Below are 17,803 nucleotides of genomic sequence, written 5' to 3' on the forward strand. Positions count from 1 at the left end.
AGCGCATCGCTTTTCGACGGACCCCTACGGCATTCTGCCGGGCGTGTGGATTTTGCCTGCCACCACTGGCAGACAAGCCGGTAATGATAGCAGGTTCGCACTACCCCGCTCAAGATCGAGATGCTGCTCACAAGCAGGCGGCGTGCTGAGAGAGCGGCGTGCATTTGCCGCAACTCCCACCATGCGCTAGCCTTTCTCATTTGCGCGCCAACCCCTGAAAATGAGCATCGCCATAAAAACGCCTGACGAAATCGAGAAAATGCGCGTTGCCGGCCGCCTTGCGGCTGACGTGCTCGACTACATCGAACCCTTCGTCAAGCCCGGCATCACCACGGGCGAACTCGACCGGCTCTGCCACGACTACATGGTCAACGTGCAGCAGACCATTCCAGCGCCCTTGCACTACGCTCCCCCTGGATACACGCCCTACCCCAAGTCCATCTGCACCTCGATCAACCACCAGGTGTGTCACGGGGTTCCCGGCGACAAGGCGCTGAAGAAGGGCGACATCGTCAATCTCGACATCACCGTGATCAAGGACGGCTACCACGGCGACACGAGCAGGATGTTCATCGTCGGCGGTGACGCATCCATCCTCGCGAAGCGCCTGTGCCAGGTGACGCTTGAGTGCCTGTGGCTGGGCATCTCGGTCGTGAAGCCCGGAGCGAGGCTCGGCGACATCGGCCAGATCATCCAGAAGCACGCGGAAGGCAGCGGCTTCTCCGTCGTGCGCGAGTTCTGCGGTCACGGCATCGGAGCCAAGTTCCACGAGGAGCCGCAGGTGCTGCATTACGGCAAGGCCGGCACCGGGCCCGAATTGCAGGCCGGCATGACCTTCACCATCGAGCCCATGATCAACGCCGGCAAGGCGGCGATCTCGGAGCTTCCCGACGGCTGGACCATCGTCACGAAGGACCGGAGCCTGTCCGCGCAGTGGGAGCACACCATACTCGTGACCGACACCGGCTTCGAAGTCCTGACCTTGTCGCCCGGCTGCCCGCCCGCCCCTGCGATCACGGCACCATCTCTCCGGTAACGACCGCCAGCCCGAGGAAGCCATGAGCGCCATGTCGATCGATGACTTCCAGGCGGCGCTGGCGCATGCACGCGAGCACCTCGCGACCGGGAATGCCCGCATCCGCGCCGCCTACGAGGCACACCCGGCGACATCGACCGTCCTCAAGGGGCGGGCCCATCTGGTCGACGAGGCGATCGTGCACTTGTGGCGTGCATGCTCCATGCCGCGTGAGGTGGCACTGCTCGGCGTGGGCGGTTATGGACGCGGAGAACTCTTCCCGCACTCGGATGTGGACCTTCTGGTACTCCTGCCGACCCCAGCCGACAGCCCCTTGCAGGCCCGCATCAGCACCCTGATCGGCGCCCTGTGGGACGTCGGCCTCGAGATCGGCCAAAGCGTCCGCACACTCGACGAGTGCCTCGAAGCCGCCGAAGAGGACATCACCATCCAGACCAACCTGCTGGAGGCGAGGCTGCTCGACGGCAACGCACACCTATTCGAGGAGTTTTCCCGACGCTACCGGGAACAGCTCGACGTGCGCATTTTCTACAAGGCGAAGCAGCTCGAACAGGATAACCGCTACGCGCGCTTCAACGACACGCCCTACTCGCTCGAACCGAACTGCAAGGAAAGCCCGGGCGGCCTTCGTGATCTGCAGATGCTGGGTTGGATCGCCCGCGCTGCGGGACTCGGCCGAAACTGGCGTGATCTGGCGCGGCGGCGCCTCATAACCGGCGCCGAGGCGAGCGAACTGCGCAGCATCGAGCGCTTCCTGCAGCACGTGCGCATCCGTCTGCATTACCTGACCGGACGAGCCGAAGATCGCGTGCTGTTCGATCATCAGGAGAAGCTGGCGCGCGCCTTCGGCATCGAGGCGACGGCAGCCAAGCGGGCCTCCGAAGTGTTCATGCAGCGCTACTACGTGAACGCCAAGAAGGTCACGCAGACCAACACCATCCTGCTACAGAACTACGGTGCCGAGATCTTCCCCAATCGGGGCGGCGCCGCTTTCGTGATCAATGAACGCTTCCAGGCAGTGCGCGAACTGCTCGACATCCGCAGCGAAGACACCTTCGAGCGACATCCGCGGGCACTCCTCGAGTGTTTCCTGCTACTGCAGCAGCGGTCGGAACTCAAGGGGATGACGGCGCGGACGCTACGCGCGCTGTGGCTGAACCGTACCCGAATCAATGCGGCCTTCCGCGCCGATCCTGCCAACCGCGCACTATTCCTCGAGCTGCTGAAGCAGAAACGAGGCATCGTGCATGAGTTCCGACGGATGAACCAATACGGCATCCTGAGCCACTACATGCCCGCGTGGCGGCGCATCGTGGGCCAGATGCAACACGACCTGTTCCACGTCTACACGGTCGATCAGCACATCCTCATGGTCTTGCGCAACATGCGGCGGTTCACGATGGGGGAGCATGCCCACGAGTACCCGCTGATGACGCGCCTGATCCTGGGGTTCGAGCGTCACTGGTTACTGTACATCGCCGCCCTCTTCCACGACATCGCCAAGGGACGCGGGGGCGACCACTCCCAGCTGGGAATGGCCGACGCACGCGAATTTTGCGAGCATCATGGCCTGTCGCCGGAGGACGCCGACCTTGTCATATGGCTGGTGGCGTATCACCTCACCATGTCGCAGGTCGCCCAGAAGGAGGACACGTCCGATCCCGACGTCATCCGCCGCTTCGCGGACACGGTGCAGACCGAGCGGCGCCTCACGGCCCTCTACCTCCTGACCCATGCGGATATCCGCGGCACGAGCCCCAAGGTCTGGAACGGATGGAAAGGCAAGCTGCTCGAAGACCTGTTCTTCGCCACGCAACGTCTGCTGCGCGGCGCCACGCCGCAGCAGGCGCTGGGCCTCGACGACCGCCAGGAGGACGCGCGCGGGCTGCTCCGTTATCACGGCCTGCGCCCGGGCGTCGAGGACGCCCTATGGATGCAGCTCGACGCGGTGTACTTCATGCGCCATTCGGCGGAAGAGATCGCGTGGCACACCCGCATCCTGTATTTCCGCCCGGAAAGCGAAGAGCCGGTGGTCAAGGCACGGGTCCTGGACGACGAGGAAGGCGTGCAGGTAATGGTGTTTACCTCGGACCAGAAAGACTTGTTCGTGCGCATGACCGGTTTCTTCGGTCGGCTCGGGTTCTCGATCCTGGACGCCAAGGTGCACACGACGCGTCATGGCTACGCGCTAGACAGCTTCATCCTGCAGGACCCGGGCAATGCCGCACACTATCGCGACGTCATCCAGCTGCTTGAGCATGAACTGACGGAACGACTCAAACACCCCGGACCACCGGACCGTCCGACACAAGGCCGCCTCTCCCGCCAGATGAAGCATTTCCCGATCACCCCGCAGATCAGCATTCACCCGGACGAACCGGGAAAACACTTCATCCTCTCCCTCGTCGCAGCGGATCGCCCCGGCCTCCTGTTCGCCGTCGCTGAGGTGCTTGCACGTCACGAAATCCGTTTGCACACGGCAAAGATCGCAACACTGGGCGAGCGGGCCGAAGACACTTTCCTGATCAGTGGGCAGCGCCTCACTCTCGACGGTCAGATCCTGCAGGTTGAACGCGAGCTGCTTGAACGCCTGCAGGTCTAGGCTCCCTGCAGGCGAACACGTCGCGTCAGTGCCCCTTGCCCTGCAGGCGATCCATCACGGCGTAGAGCACGCCCGATACCAGGAAAGTGACGTGAATCCCGACCATCCACGCGAGATGGCGGTCGCTCACGTTATCAACATTCAGGAAGGCCTTCAGCAACTCGATACCCGAAATTGCCACGATCGAACCGATCAGTTTGATCTTCTGGTCGGAGAAACCGATATGCCCCATCCACTCGGGACGGTCGGTATGGGAGTGCAGGTCCTCCATCTTCGACACGAAGTTCTCGTAGCCGCTGAACATGATGATGATCAACAGGCTCATGATCAGCGCGATATCGACCAGCGACAGCACCCCGATGATCATCTCGGCGCCGCTCGCACTCATGATGTGGCTGAAGAGGAACCAGACCTCCTTTCCAAACTTCACGAGCAGCACCAGCAAGGCCAGAATCAGCCCAAAGAAGACGGGCGCCATCAGCCAACGGCTGGCGAAGAGCATGTGTTCGAAGGCCGACTCGAGTCTTTTCATTTCTCAGGCAAGATCGATGCAGTGAATCAGGAAGGGCGCAATTCTAGCAGCTATCGCATTCGCCCCCGGCCCGCGCCCTCCGCTTCCGATACATTCTGCAACGCACGCTCCATGCGAACGGACGCGACGATCACATCACATTCGCATGTACCAACATGCGGTGTATTGCGACCGAGATCACTACGCACTATCCCCGGCCAGCACCCCTGCCGCGCAGCACGCTACCCACCATTGTCATCACGAAGACGAGGAGCGCGAACGCATTGGCGAGCCCCCCGAGCCGCAGCAAAGGCAATGCATCGCCGCCACCGATGCCCCCTAAAACGCGAATCACGAGCGAGACATGAAGCAGTGCGAGCGGCAGATAGAAGACCGGATGATAAGGAATCTTGACCCGCGCGATAGCTGGAAAGATGATCGGCGCATGCCCGAACACCATTGCGAACACGAAACCGAGCGCGATCGCATGCAGGGCCGCATCGCGTAGCGGATGGCCGGGAGCGAAGCCGCCCACGAGCCCGATCAGCGCCCCTGCGGCCAGCCACACATAGCCGGAGAGGAGGCAGAGCGCGATGTAACGGACGAGCCCGCGCTGTCGTGCGTTATGCCGCGCGATGTCGTAACGCAGCAACCACAGCGATAGCCCAAATAGTCCAGCCGCGAACAACATCAAACCGTACGAGGAAAACCATGCCGCGACGGCGCCGCCGAGCGTTGTCGCGGTGGCAATGCGGAAAAGCGGCGCAGCCTCGCGCCGCGCGGGAAGGAAGCGGGTGAGTTCGAGTCTCTCGCCAGCGATCGTGACCACAAGAAATGCGAGCCACCAAGGAATCGCGGCCTGGACCGAACCGCTTGTTACCCAGGCCATATTTCCCGCCAGCCAGCACCCTGCCCCGACCGCGAGGGTACGCGTGAACATTGCCGACTGCCGGCGCACGACAGCGATCGCCCCACCGAAGAGCACGCACGACGCAAAGACGAACAGCGACTCCACCCAAGGCAAGGGCAAGCCGGCCAGCAACGCCACGCCCCCGATGCCCGAAGCCAGCGGCCCCAGATAGGCGATAGCCCCCCCGAGCGCCACCGCACGTTCGAGACCGATGACGGTCCCGAAGAATGCACAAATCATCAAGGCAGCATGCCATCCGGCCAGCGCCGCAGCGGGCGCAGGCATGTCAGCCCCCAGCCGCGCCAAACCCGCAGCGACGCCAAAAACCAATGACAGCATGCCCAGCAACAGCAACGGCACACGCGGAACGCTCCGCCGATCAGCACTCACTCTGCTCCACCTCCCAGCCCCCTGCCCCCGCTGCACCCTTGCGGCAGCACGTAACTACCAACCGAAATGACTGCGCGCATCCTTGTTCATCATCTCGGGAGACCATGGCGGATCCCACACGAGATTGACCACCACGCCGATCTCCGGCGGCAAGGCCGCGTCGAGCGCAGCATCGATGTCGCTCATGATCATGTCGCCCATGGGGCAGGCCGGCGACGTCATCGTCAGCCGGATGGAGATCTGACCGGGTGCGATGTCTATGCCGTAGACCAGACCGAGATCGACGATATTGACCCCGACCTCAGGGTCAATCACCTGCCGCAGCACTTCCCTGACGGATTCCACATCGGGCATTGCTGACATAGCGGACCTCCTCCTCGACAGAACTGGAATGTCCGATTATGACCTCGAAGGCTCGAAATATTCCAACCCGTCAGGAGCGACTTGCGGTGCAGGCTGACGATGGGACAGCCAGGACAATAGCCTGGGGAGAATCACGTACGCGAAGCATGTAGAAAAATTCGCGCGAAAAAATGGAAACCGGCGTCCCAGGCCGTCTGTTTTCTTGGCACAGGTGCCACATACCGGGATCGAACCGGTGACAGTTTGGCCACAAGACCGGGCACTAAGCCTATGCATCCGACACTCACGTCACTTTCCTGCAAAGATCGCCCCTACATCGGCAAGGTAAATTGAAAGCGCGACCCGCCCTTGCCGATCCTCGAAAACGAAAGCTGCCCGCCGTGCGACTCGACAATCGAGCGGCAGATCGTCAGGCCGATACCCATCCCGTCGGGCTTGGTGGAGAAATAGGGCTCGAACACGCGCTTCGCGGACCGCTTCTCGAGCCCCGTGCCGTGGTCCTGGACGAACACCTTCATCGCCCCACCCTCATCGATGATCTCGCTGCCGATGACGAGCTTGCGCGCCCCCGGCGGCAGGCCCGTCATCGCCTCCATGCCGTTCTTCATCAGGTTGAACAGCACCTGTTGAATCTCGACTTTGCATAGCGGCACCAGCGGGGGATCCTGCAGCAGCCGCAGGTCGACGCTGACGTCATGCCGGCGGACCTCGAAATTCAGGAATGAGAGCGCGTCCTGGATCACCTCGTTGATATTCTCGGGTTCCTTGTCGGGCTTGTGCTTGCAGACGAACTCCTTGACGTGGCGCAGGATCTCGCCCGCCTGCTCGAGATACTTGAGCGCGAGCCCCATGGACTCGGAAATCTCCTCGACGCCGTCGACGCGCTCGAGACGCAAGCGGCAGCCGTTCAGGTAATTGACCGCGGACACCAGCGGCTGCCCCATCTGGTGCGCCAGCGCCGCCGCCATTTCGGCCATCGAGTTGATCCGGCCCAAGCGCGTGAGCTCCGCGTGGCGCAACCGTTCGAGCTCTTCGATGCGCTTGCGGTAGGTGATGTCGGTGAAGGCGGCGACGACGAACTGCTCGTCCTTGCGCTCGATCAGGGATGAGCTCACGCTCAGCCAGCGCAGCTTGCGCCCCTTCTCGTCGCGCATCCCGATCTCGATGTTGTCGATCGAATCTTTCTGAAAATCGCGGATCTGCCAGGGCAGGCGATGCCTCGGGATCTCCGTGCCGTCGTGCAGAAAGAAACGCAACGGCAGTTTGCGCCAGTTCTCGGGCGACGCACGCCGCAAGCCGACCATTTCGGCAAATTGGCAATTGGCCTCGAGGATGGTGCCCTGCGTATCGGTGATCGAAATGCCGATCGGCAGCATGTGAAAGAGCTTCTGGTATTTCTCGCGGTTCTCGTTCGCGACTTCCTCGGCGCGCTGGCGCGTCGCGACTTCCTCCTCGAGACGCGCGACGTGCCGGCTGAGCTCCACGGTGCGCTGCTGCACGACGAATTCGAGCTTCTCGACGTCGGCCTTCAATTCCTCCTCGATCCGCTTGTGTTCGGAGATGTCCTGCACCACCCAGATGCTGCCGAGCTTGGGGTTGGCCGGATCGAGCAACGTGCCGGTGACGATGCACCAGATCAGCGTGCCGTCCTTGCGCACGAACGGCCGCTCGTCCTTGAAGGTGTGATCGCGCTCGAAGAAGTGGCCGTATTTCCGACCGATCGTCGCAAACGATTCATCACTCGGGTAATGCACGCGAACCGACTGGTTGTCGAGTTCGCCGCGTTCGTATCCGAACAATATCTCGTATCGCCGGTTGCAGCGCCTGATCCTGCGATTGAACAAGTGGCAGATCGCCACCGGCGTGTTGCGAAAGATCGCCTCGTAGCCGACCGACGCATCCTCGCTCAGCTCGTCGTTCAATGCCGCGTCGAACTCGTCATCCCTCATGCGCACCATCTCCCCGCATTCCCGGACGCGCCAGCGCAATCGACCGGGGACCCACTTTCGGCAGAGATATCAATCCCTGGATCCGAGCCTGATCCGATTGTGCGCCTGCGATGCCGCAACTGCATTAGGGGCAACCCCCCCTTCGTTAAGTGTTCGCACCAATTGGTTACGTTCAACGGGTGGTGCTTAATTCAATCCACGGTCGCAGGCCCTGAGTGCCTCGGAACCTGCGTCCTCCGTCGCGTGATAGTCGCACCCCTCATTTGTTTGACGCGCAACAACTGCAGAGGCCGCCGTGAGAATTCCTCTTGTTACCGAAATACAGAGGTTCAGCCTGCAGGACGGGCCCGGGATCAGGACGACCATCTTCCTGAAGGGCTGCCCGCTACGTTGCCCGTGGTGCCACAACCCCGAAACCCAGGACGTACGACAGGAGTTCTACTATTACCCGGCGCGATGCGTTGGCTGCGGCCGATGCGTGGCCGTCTGCCCCGCGGGGACGTCCCGACTGGTGCTCAACTCGGACGGCCGCACGACCGTCGAGATCGACCGCACGGACTGTCAGCGCTGCATGCGTTGCGTCGCCGCCTGCCTGACCGACGCGCGTACCACCGTCGGGCAACGCATGAGCGTTGAGGAAATCCTGCGCGAAGCCTTATCGGACTCCCTCTTCTACCGCAATAGCGGCGGCGGAGTCACCATCAGCGGCGGCGATCCCCTCTTCCATCCTGCATTCACGCTGGAACTGGCGCGCGAAATAAAGGCGCGCGACGTCCACGTGGCAATCGAAACGTCCTGCTTTCCCAAGAACTGGACAGTTATCGAGCCGCTGCTGGACTTTGTCGATCTTTTCATCGTCGACCTGAAATCCCTTAATTCCAAAAAGCATGAAGAGGTAATTGGTTGGCCGCTTCAGCCAATACTCGACAACATCGAGCGCCTCATTCAATCCGGGGCCAATATCCGCATCCATATTCCCGTAATTCCTGGATTCAACGATTCCCCCCAAGACTTCGACGACTACATCAGCTATCTGGGTCGTCATTCCGCACAACTGGATGGCGTCGACATTCTCAATTACCACGTCTATGGAGAAGGAAAATATTGCTCCCTGGGCAGGGAAAAAGAATACAAATACTTGGGTGTGGAGGAAAACCCGCCCGAGACGGTAGTGCCTTTGGCAAAAGGCTTGAAGCTCGCGGGCATCAAAAGCGTGACGATCGGCGGGTTGGTCGGTATCACGACGGACAAGCACGAAACGATTCGCGATGTCGGCACTGGGTGTATCACATAATCAAAGGAGACATATCCATGGAAACGACCACATGCAAGCAGTGCACCAATTTCTTTCCTGTCCCCCCAGGCGCCGATGACTACGAAGCCGGCAAGGCCGATTGCGTGCGACAAAAGGAAGATGAAAAAGGCAAATACTGGCTCTCCAAGCCCGTCTTCGAGAACAGCACGCACTGCGAAGCGTATTGCGCGAAACGATAAAACATAATCCCGAGGAGACAGCCATGAATGACATCGCAAGCGCCAAGGTTCTGGAGTACAAGGGGAATACGCTCAGGTTCACGCCGGAAAATCCGGCTGAAGCGACAATTCCGGCCGACGAGTTGCACGAGCATCTGCAAAAGCCTTCGACGGCGAGGACCAAGCGCCTGAAAGAGCGTTGCCGCTGGAAACACGCATCTGCCGGCGAATTCATCGAAAAGAGCGTCACGGCCGGCATCGAGCGCATGCGCTATCTCACCGAAGCGCACAAGGCCAGCGAAGGCCAGCCGGAAGCCATCCGCCGTGCGCTGGGCCTGGCGAACGTCCTGAACAAGTCGACCCTGGTGCTCCAGGAGGACGAATTCATCGTCGGCTACCACGCCGAAGATCCCAACATGTTTCCGTTGTATCCCGAACTGTCCCACATGGCCGTGCAGGACTACCTGCGGAGCGACTACTCGCCGCAGCCGGCCGACGAGGCTGCGGCGATCAACGAATACTGGAAGCCGCACAGCCTGCAGAGCAAGTGCCAACCCTATTTCGATCCGGCAGACCTCGGGCGCATGTATCAGGTCAGCAGCATGGAGGCGCCGTCCTTCGCCTCGGGTTACAACAGCATCGTGCCGCCCTACGAAACCGTGCTGGAAGACGGGCTGCTCGCGCGCATCAAGCTCGCCGAAAAGCATATCGCCGAAGCCCAGGCCGACATGTCCACCTTCCCGTGGGACGGCACCAAGGGCCTGGACAACATCGCGAAGATCGACAACTGGAAGGCGATGGTCATCGCCTGCAAGGCGGTGATCAGCTGGGCGCGCCGGCAGGGCCGGCTGTGCAAGATCGTCGCGGAAAACTTCGAGACCGATCCGAAGCGCCAGGCCGAGCTGCTCGAAATCGCCGACATCTGTCAGCGCATTCCCGCCGAGCCCTGCAAGGGCCTCAAGGACGCGATGCAGGCGAAATTCTTCACCTTCCTGATCTGTCACGCCATCGAACGCTACGCGAGCGGCTACGCGCAGAAGGAAGACACGCTGCTTTGGCCGTACTACAAGGCCTCCGTCGTCGACAAGAAATTCCAGCCGATGAGCCACATGGATGCGGTGGAACTGGTCGAGATGGAACGTTTGAAGATTTCCGAGCACGGCGCCGGCAAGTCGCGCGCCTACCGCGAGATCTTCCCGGGCTCGAACGATCTGTTCATCCTCACCGTCGGCGGCACCAACGCCAAGGGCGAGGATGCGTGCAACGACATGACCGACGCCATCCTCGAGGCGGCCAAGCGGATCCGCACGGCCGAGCCTTCCATCGTCTTCCGCTATTCGAAGAAGAACCGCGACAAGACGCTGCGCTGGGTTTTCGAGTGCATCCGCGACGGTCTCGGCTATCCGTCGATCAAGCACGACGAGATCGGCACGGAGCAGATGAAGGAATACGCCAAGTTCAGTCTCAACGGCAACGGCGCCACCGACGAGGAAGCCCACAACTGGGTCAACGTGCTGTGCATGTCGCCCGGCATCCACGGCCGGCGCAAGACGCAAAAGACCCGTTCGGAAGGCGGCGGCTCGATCTTCCCGGCCAAGCTGCTCGAAATCACGTTGAATGACGGCTACGACTGGTCGTACGCCGACATGCAGCTGGGCCCGAAGACCGGTGATCTGTCGTCACTGAAGACCTTTGAGGACGTTTGGGAGGCCTTCCGCGAGCAGTACCAGTACGCGATCAACCTCTGTATCAGCACCAAGGATGTGTCGCGCTACTTCGAACAGCGCTTCCTGCAGATGCCCTTCGTGTCCGCGATCGACGACGGCTGCATGGAACTCGGCATGGACGCGTGCGCCCTGTCGGAACAGCCCAACGGCTGGCACAACCCGATCACGACGATCGTCGCGGCGAACTCCCTCGTCGCGATCAAGAAGCTGGTGTTCGAGGACAAGAAGTACACGCTCGAGCAGCTCAGTCAGGCGCTGAAGGCGAACTGGGAAGGCTTCGAGGAAATGCGGGTCGACTTCAAGCGGGCGCCGAAGTGGGGCAACGACGACGATTACGCGGATAGCATCATCACGCGCTTCTACGAGGAAATCATCGGCGGCGAAATGCGCAAGATCACCAACTACTCGGGTGGTCCGGTGATGCCGACAGGCCAGGCCGTCGGCTTGTACATGGAGGTCGGTTCGCGCACGGGCCCCACGCCCGACGGCCGCTTCGGCGGCGAGGCGGCGGACGACGGCGGCATTTCTCCCTACATGGGCACCGACAAGAAAGGTCCGACGGCGGTGTTGCGCTCGGTCTCCAAGGTGCAGAAGAACCAGAAGGGCAACCTGCTGAACCAGCGTTTGTCGGTGCCGATCATGCGCTCCAAACATGGTTTCGAGATCTGGAACTCGTACATGAAGACGTGGCACGACCTGAATATCGACCATGTTCAGTTCAATGTCGTCAGCACGGACGAAATGCGTGCCGCGCAGCGCGAACCGGAGAAGCACCATGACCTGATCGTTCGCGTTTCAGGCTATAGCGCCCGCTTCGTCGACATTCCAACCTATGGACAGAACACGATCATTGCCCGTCAGGAACAGGACTTCAGCGCGTCCGATCTGGAATTCCTGAACGTCGAACTCTGAGAAGCGCCGCTAAAAGGAGGGGCAGCGTTCCGCCCCCCTCCCTTTTGAATCACACAAGAAGATATTGGAGACAAATCATGCAAGCAGAAAAGAGCCTACAAAACCAGCCGCACACGGAAGCAGGGACATCCCGGCCGTGCCGGAGCTGCAAGTGGCAAACCCCCGATCCCACCGACCCGCACCGCGGCCAATGCACCGCCAACCGTCACGCCATGGGGGGCGTGTGGAAACGCTGGCTGAGGGACGTCGAGAACACGACCTGTGCCCGGCACGAGGAAGGAAAACTGAGCTTCCGCGACCACGTCTGAACATCGGACGAATGTTGCTCACCTCTCGATGAGGGTAACAAGAGATCATGAAAATTTCTTCTAGCGCAAATGGCCTGTTCGTTCCGGAAGTTGACCCTTACTACTATGTAAGTACGGAAAACCAGAGCTTTCTCGACAAGTTCTCGAAGATATCCAAAAAGCATCCCGTCAACGTCCTGGTGGTCGGGAAGCAGGGTTGCGGCAAATCTTCGCTGGTGCGGCAATACGCTGCCGTCAACAGGCTGCCTTTGGCCACTTTCCAGATCGGCATCCTGTCCGAGCCGGGGCAATTGTTCGGTGAATACGCGCTGGAGAACGGGGAGACTCGCTACAAGCAGTTCCTCTTCCCGCAGGCCATCCAGACACCCAACTGCGTCATTCACCTTGAGGAAATCAATCGCCCCGAGCACCCGAAGGCGTTGAACATGCTCTTCTCCATCCTCTCCGATGATCGTCAGGTGTGGATGGACGAACTGGGACTGTTGCAGGTGGCGCCCGGGGTCGTTTTCTTCGCGACGCTCAACGAAGGGGCCGAATTCGTCGGCACCGAGTTGCTCGACCCGGCCCTGCGCGATCGCTTCTATGTCACGACAATGGATTTCCTGCCGAACGAAGTGGAAATCGAGGTGCTGGAAAAGAAGACCGGCGTGACGCATGAACAGGCGAGGGAAATCATCACGGTGGCGAACAGCATTCGCGCCAATGCCGACCTGGGCGTCGACGTTTCCACACGCAAGATCCTGATGCTGGGCGAGATGATCGCCGCAGGCGGAACACTGCGCGAAGCCATCGTGACAAGCCTCCAGACCGACAAGAAGACGCTCGAATCGGTTTTGCTGTCGCTGCACGTGAATCAGGGGAAGGTGGAAAAAAGCAAGACAGAGTACGTTCAATACATCGCTGCCTGAGGTCTTCCATTGCCATGACCTACGACACCACACTCAGGCTGATGAACGACGCGGGCGACGTCACGCGTTTCGTCATCCCCGGCGAAGAGGGCTATTCGGATTTCTGGCGTCGCGACAAGTCGCCGATCGAATCGGTCGAGTTGGTGAAGCTATTGGTCGCCATTCGAAAACTGTCGACTTTCATCGGCCGCAATGTCGGAGAAATCGTCTGGTCGGGAATGGAGCTCGACAACGCGCTCGCGCTCGATCCGACACCGATAATGGGGACGTATCCGGTGCCGGCGGGCAAGACCGATCTGATGGTCGGCATCATGGTGCAGGAAGCGTACAAGCGCGTCGAGTGGTCCGAGCGGCTGCGCGAAATGCTCAGGCAGCGCGTACAGCCGCCGACGCAGTACGAATACAAGTTCGACATGTTCTTCAGCGTCTGCGAGTCCGTTTACGTCGACGGCCTCGCCAACACGAGCGTGCTTGGCTACTACGCCGAGGTGGCACGTGACTGGCGTATCGTCAAGACGCTGAAGAGCCTGATCAAGCCCCCCACCCTGTCCGAGATGTTGCATCTTTGGTGGCGTTTGGCGGCCCATCGCGACCCCGAACTCTACAAGCACGGCCATAGCGATCTCACGCTGGGCGGCCTGGTCATGCGCGGCAGCCTGGACCAGTACTACAGGAAGCCGATGGAGACCATGAACAGCATCGTGCCGGCCCTGCGCGACGACTGCCCGGCACTTCCGAGCGTCAGCGACCGATGTGATTTCCGCCTCGATCTCTATGAAAACCTTTGGCGCGAAGTGCTCGGTCACATCCGCTTCTGGCCAGGCGACCGCAGCGACCGGTTCATGATGCCCGACATGGGCGATGATGATGAATTGGCCCAGGAAGAGGCAGAGCAAGCGGCCGTCAAGGCCACCATCGTCAATTACGCCAACCTGATCGAGGCGGCGCTACCGCAGAAGAACCGGGATTTCACCGATCAGATCAAGGGCAACGTCGCAAACTTCGAGAACGTCGCACGAGTCGAGGGCAACGACATCGTGATGCTCGCGCGCAACCGCGTCGATCGCCAGCTTTTGCACAAGCTGGAGCAAGTGGTGCGAAACGCCACCGATCGCCGGAGCGTTTTCAACCGCGGCCTCAGTTCGGGAAAGATCCATAGCCGCCGCCTTTACCGCGCCCACACGACCGGTGCCGTGTTCCAACAAAAGAAGCACGAGTTCGATATGCGCAAGAACGTCGTGCTGCTGGTGGACGCAACCGGATCGATGGCCGACCCGACTCAATGGGACCAGGCGGAAATGATCTACCAGACGCTGTTCACTGCGATCCTGGAGTACGCGCCCAACGCGCGACTGTTCGCCTACAACGAGGTCAGAAACGCCTGCCGCATCACCGAGATATATCGTGGTGGCCGAATGCTGACGGTGCTGCCGCACGGGCGGACGGCTTCCGGCGAAGCGATCATCGCCACGGCAATGAATACCCGCATACCAGGCAAGAAAACACTGCTGGTCCACATCACCGACGGCGCCTCGAATTGGGGTTGCGGCGTGGCGGATGCCCTCAAGTACTGCAAGGGCAACAGCATCAGCCTGCTCACACTGGGCGTCAGTTGCAGTCTGTCCGCCAAACAGTCGCTGCGCGACGAATACGGCAGTCTCGTGAAGTTCGTCGACAAAAGCGAGCAATTGCCCAAGTTGTTTGGCGAACTGATCGTCAGCGAAATGCGTGAATCGAGGACGTCACAGCAATGAGTGCGTCCTTGCTCGACCACGTCCTGGAAGCCGAATGGCAGATGTTCGTCCGGGTCAGGAGCGCCCGGCACGCCCCCTGTCAGAGCGCCCCCGGCAATTTCAAGACCATCCGTTCCAGCCTGTTCGAAACGTGGACGCGGCCGATGCTCGCCTCCTATCTGGCCGACCTGGAATTGGCCGAGAGCGTTGGACGTAACCTGCTCGCCGAAAAATACGCGCGCATGGACAACCTGATTCCGCCGCTATCAAAAAATCCGCTGATCGACATGATCGTCACGGTGGAAAGCAATTGGCAGGAAGAGTTGGAGCGTCGCTATCCCGCCCTTTACCGGCGATGTTGCCGCAGCATGGATGAAACAGGCGACGGCCGGAACTTCGGGATCTATCTCGGCTGCGAACTGGAAACCTACAGCGATCAAACGTTGGAGCTGTATTTCGAGAATATCGAGGCAGCAGTTTCCGCCAATCGAAATCTCGCGGTCGAGGCTCTGCATCGGCTGGTGTGCAAGAACGGCTATCGCGATCTGAATCACGCCGAAAGCGTGCTCAAACACGGAGAGACGGCATGAAGATCGACGTCAGGCTGAATCTGCTCGGCGTCCTGGGCATCAAACAAAGCGAGCTCGCCCTCGACGCTCCGGCGGACACCACGGTCGCAAGCTTGATCGGCCTGATCGATCAGCACAATCCGGGCTTCGCTGCGGCACTGTCGACCGATGATGGCGACCTTTCACCCCAGTTCGTATTCTTCGTCAATGGTCGTAACGCCGTGAGCCTCGATGGCATGAAGACCCGACTGAGCGCGGGCGATGTCATCAACGTGATTCCGGCCATTGCCGGAGGCTGATAGGGAGGCATCACATGATCGTCGATCGGCCGGAATCGCATTTCATCTTCGTCGTTCCTCTTGACCACATCGAGTACCGCTACAACTACATCACCCTGCGCGGCGAGCCGCTGACCAACAAGCAATATCTCGAGCATTGGGGAAAATGGCTCGTGTTCGGCCTGCGCGAGGAAGTGGAGGAACTGGCGAGGAAGCTGGATCCCTACGTCGAGGAAAAGAAGATCCCCGCCGTCAAATACGACCGCAAGCTGATCACGGAATTCCAGCTCAACCGCTGCGTCATGTGTGTCTATTGCCACGACGAAACCAAGGACGAAGTCTGGGAAATCCTGTCCGCATTGGGCGTCAGGGACAAGGCATGGATGTATGAACGGGAGACGCTGGAGAAATGGCTGCCCGGCGGCGTCAATCTGGAGAAATGGATTCAGGGGCGCGGACTGGATCATGAGCATGCCGAACGCGTGCGCGCCGATGCACGGGCAAAGTTCAAGAAAATGTTTGCCGATGAGAATGAAATTTTCACCGGCGTCTATCAATAGCCGGAATTGCGCTCGGCGCTCGGCCTGCTGAATGCGCGGAGGCCGCTTTGCCTATGACCCTTCCCCTCCCCGACAGCGCAAGCGCATGGATCGCCGCACGCGCCGAAGCCGCGCGCTACGTGCTGTCCGAGCACGTGATCCGTTCGCTGATGGCCGGACAGATCGCGGTGCCGCAGATCGAAACCGCCCTGCGCTCCGGCCGGATCATCGAGGAACACCGGCACTGCGGGCGGGATCCTGCCTACCTCCTGTGCGCCATCCACGACCGCAAACCGGTTCACGTCGTCGCAGCGCCACGCGCCGACGACTGGCTCGCCGTCATCCACGCCTACGTGCCCGCTCCCCCCTTTTGGCGCACGGCCCTGCACCGTTCCCCCGGAGATCCAGCAATGTCCGATTCGACCACGACCTGCTACTTCTGCGGCGGCGCCATCAAGCAGGTGACTGTCGGCAACTTCGACTACCGTCTCGAAGGCCGGCTGTATGTCATCAAGAAGGTGCCCGCCGGCCTGTGCGAGCAGTGCGGCGAAAAATATGTCGATGCCGATGTCGGGCGACGGCTGAACGCGCTAATTGCCGAGCAGGCCTTTACCGGCAGCGAGACAGTTGAAGTGATCGATTACGCGGTCGCGCCATGAACGGTTTGACACTCGCCGAACGGTATTTCGACCGCTACGGCGGGGAACTGCTAGCCGGCGAGTTCGCCGCGTGGCGCGACCGCATCGCGGTGGGGCTCGCCGGCGACGGCTCCGATTGCCTCGGCTTCGACGACGAGCAATCGCGCGACCATGATTGGGGGCCGGGATTCTGCCTGTGGCTGAGCGATGAGGATTACGCGGCGATCGGCGCGCCGCTACAACAGGCCTACGACCGGCTGCCGAAGTGCTTCGACGGCTTTGCACGCTCGACCACCGAATGGGGCGAAGGACGCATAGGCGTGTTCCAAACGGGAACCTGGTACAAGCAGTTCCTCGGCCATCCGGACGGCCCGCAGACGCTTTTCGACTGGCTGCGCATTCCGGAAAAATATCTCGCGGCCTGCACTTCCGGCCGCGTCTTCCACGACCCGCTCGACGATTTCTCGCAGCGTCGGCGACGGCTGCTCGCGTTCTATCCCGAGGACGTCCGGCTCGCAAAGATCGCGGCGCGCTGCATGTCGATCGGCCAGGCAGGTCAATACAACTTCACGCGCGCGCTCGGGCGCGGGGAAGCGTTCGTCGCGCAATATGCGGAAACCTCGTTCTGCAACGATCTGATGTCGCTGGTCTATCTGCTGAACCGTCGCTATGCGCCGTACTACAAGTGGCGGCACCGCGGTCTGTCGGCACTACCGCGGTTGGGCCTCCTCGTGCATGACAGAATCACCGCAATGATGTCGTCGGCGGACGCGAACGAGAAGCGTGCGCACATCGAGGCGCTGTGTGCCATGACCATCGCCGAACTGCGGGCCGAAGGCCTGACCGACTCCGACAGTCCCTTTCTCGTCGATCACGGTCCGCACATCCACGAACGCATCGACGATCCGGCCCTGCGGCGCCTGAGCGTGCTCATCGGCTGAAGCGGGAATACGGGAG

The 17,803-nt window shown here is 60.9% G+C and carries 17 protein-coding genes; 13 read left to right on the forward strand and 4 right to left on the reverse strand.

Annotated elements, in window-relative coordinates:
* Positions 1–220: 220 nt before the first annotated feature.
* Both map and ToN1_RS00635 read left to right on the forward strand, forming a co-directional pair.
* Positions 221–1,036 carry a type I methionyl aminopeptidase gene (gene map / locus ToN1_RS00630; RefSeq protein ID WP_210147949.1) on the forward strand — a complete coding sequence of 272 codons (816 nt, stop codon included), beginning with the start codon at positions 221–223 and terminating at the stop codon, positions 1,034–1,036.
* A 22-nt stretch (positions 1,037–1,058) separates the two neighbouring features.
* Positions 1,059–3,638, forward strand: a complete 2,580-nt coding sequence (locus tag ToN1_RS00635; RefSeq protein ID WP_169206338.1) for a [protein-PII] uridylyltransferase — start codon at positions 1,059–1,061, stop codon at positions 3,636–3,638.
* A 25-nt stretch (positions 3,639–3,663) separates the two neighbouring features.
* Here the strand turns inward: ToN1_RS00635 and ToN1_RS00640 are convergent, their stop codons facing one another.
* The 4 genes from ToN1_RS00640 to ToN1_RS00655 form a co-directional block, all read right to left on the reverse strand.
* Complete coding sequence (locus ToN1_RS00640; RefSeq protein WP_169206339.1) at positions 3,664–4,170, reverse strand: TIGR00645 family protein; 507 nt, start codon at positions 4,168–4,170, stop codon at positions 3,664–3,666.
* Between the two features lie 187 nt (positions 4,171–4,357).
* Positions 4,358–5,419, reverse strand: coding sequence for a hypothetical protein (locus tag ToN1_RS00645; RefSeq protein WP_244860924.1), 1,062 nt, complete (start codon positions 5,417–5,419; stop codon positions 4,358–4,360).
* Between the two features lie 84 nt (positions 5,420–5,503).
* Positions 5,504–5,812 carry a metal-sulfur cluster assembly factor gene (locus tag ToN1_RS00650; protein WP_169206340.1) on the reverse strand — a complete coding sequence of 103 codons (309 nt, stop codon included), beginning with the start codon at positions 5,810–5,812 and terminating at the stop codon, positions 5,504–5,506.
* A gap of 311 nt (positions 5,813–6,123) precedes the next feature.
* Positions 6,124–7,761 carry a PAS domain-containing sensor histidine kinase gene (locus ToN1_RS00655; protein WP_169206341.1) on the reverse strand — a complete coding sequence of 546 codons (1,638 nt, stop codon included), beginning with the start codon at positions 7,759–7,761 and terminating at the stop codon, positions 6,124–6,126.
* Between the two features lie 295 nt (positions 7,762–8,056).
* Between ToN1_RS00655 and bssD the strand changes: the two genes are divergently transcribed.
* The 11 genes from bssD to ToN1_RS00710 all read left to right on the forward strand — a co-directional run bounded on the left by bssD (position 8,057) and on the right by ToN1_RS00710 (position 17,787).
* Positions 8,057–9,055 carry a [benzylsuccinate synthase]-activating enzyme gene (gene bssD, locus ToN1_RS00660; protein WP_169206342.1) on the forward strand — a complete coding sequence of 333 codons (999 nt, stop codon included), beginning with the start codon at positions 8,057–8,059 and terminating at the stop codon, positions 9,053–9,055.
* A 17-nt stretch (positions 9,056–9,072) separates the two neighbouring features.
* On the forward strand, positions 9,073–9,255 hold the full coding sequence (locus tag ToN1_RS00665) for a benzylsuccinate synthase gamma subunit family protein (RefSeq protein WP_169206343.1): 183 nt from the start codon (positions 9,073–9,075) through the stop codon (positions 9,253–9,255).
* A 23-nt stretch (positions 9,256–9,278) separates the two neighbouring features.
* Positions 9,279–11,873 (forward strand): glycyl radical protein, encoded by a 2,595-nt coding sequence (locus tag ToN1_RS00670; protein WP_210147950.1) that lies wholly within the window; start codon positions 9,279–9,281, stop codon positions 11,871–11,873.
* Between the two features lie 77 nt (positions 11,874–11,950).
* Positions 11,951–12,181, forward strand: a complete 231-nt coding sequence (locus tag ToN1_RS00675) for a benzylsuccinate synthase beta subunit family protein (RefSeq protein ID WP_084600614.1) — start codon at positions 11,951–11,953, stop codon at positions 12,179–12,181.
* Between the two features lie 47 nt (positions 12,182–12,228).
* Positions 12,229–13,089 (forward strand): AAA family ATPase, encoded by an 861-nt coding sequence (locus ToN1_RS00680; protein ID WP_169206345.1) that lies wholly within the window; start codon positions 12,229–12,231, stop codon positions 13,087–13,089.
* 14 nt (positions 13,090–13,103) lie between these two features.
* Entirely contained in the window at positions 13,104–14,843 is a 1,740-nt protein-coding gene (locus tag ToN1_RS00685; RefSeq protein ID WP_244860925.1) for a vWA domain-containing protein, read from the forward strand.
* An 8-nt stretch (positions 14,844–14,851) separates the two neighbouring features.
* Positions 14,852–15,412, forward strand: a complete 561-nt coding sequence (locus ToN1_RS00690; RefSeq protein WP_244860926.1) for a DUF4125 family protein — start codon at positions 14,852–14,854, stop codon at positions 15,410–15,412.
* Positions 15,409–15,690: a MoaD/ThiS family protein gene (locus ToN1_RS00695; RefSeq protein ID WP_169206347.1), complete on the forward strand. Its 282-nt coding sequence runs from the start codon at positions 15,409–15,411 to the stop codon at positions 15,688–15,690. The genes ToN1_RS00690 and ToN1_RS00695 overlap by 4 nt, the downstream gene beginning before the upstream one ends.
* A 14-nt stretch (positions 15,691–15,704) precedes the next feature.
* Entirely contained in the window at positions 15,705–16,229 is a 525-nt protein-coding gene (locus ToN1_RS00700; protein ID WP_169206348.1) for a hypothetical protein, read from the forward strand.
* 53 nt (positions 16,230–16,282) lie between these two features.
* Entirely contained in the window at positions 16,283–16,867 is a 585-nt protein-coding gene (locus ToN1_RS00705; RefSeq protein ID WP_169206349.1) for a YgiT-type zinc finger protein, read from the forward strand.
* Positions 16,864–17,787, forward strand: a complete 924-nt coding sequence (locus ToN1_RS00710) for a DUF4037 domain-containing protein (protein ID WP_169206350.1) — start codon at positions 16,864–16,866, stop codon at positions 17,785–17,787. The genes ToN1_RS00705 and ToN1_RS00710 overlap by 4 nt, the downstream gene beginning before the upstream one ends.
* The last annotated feature ends 16 nt before the right edge of the window (positions 17,788–17,803 follow it).

It is taken from the genome of Aromatoleum petrolei, from assembly GCF_017894385.1.
GTDB classification, from domain to species: domain Bacteria; phylum Pseudomonadota; class Gammaproteobacteria; order Burkholderiales; family Rhodocyclaceae; genus Aromatoleum; species Aromatoleum petrolei.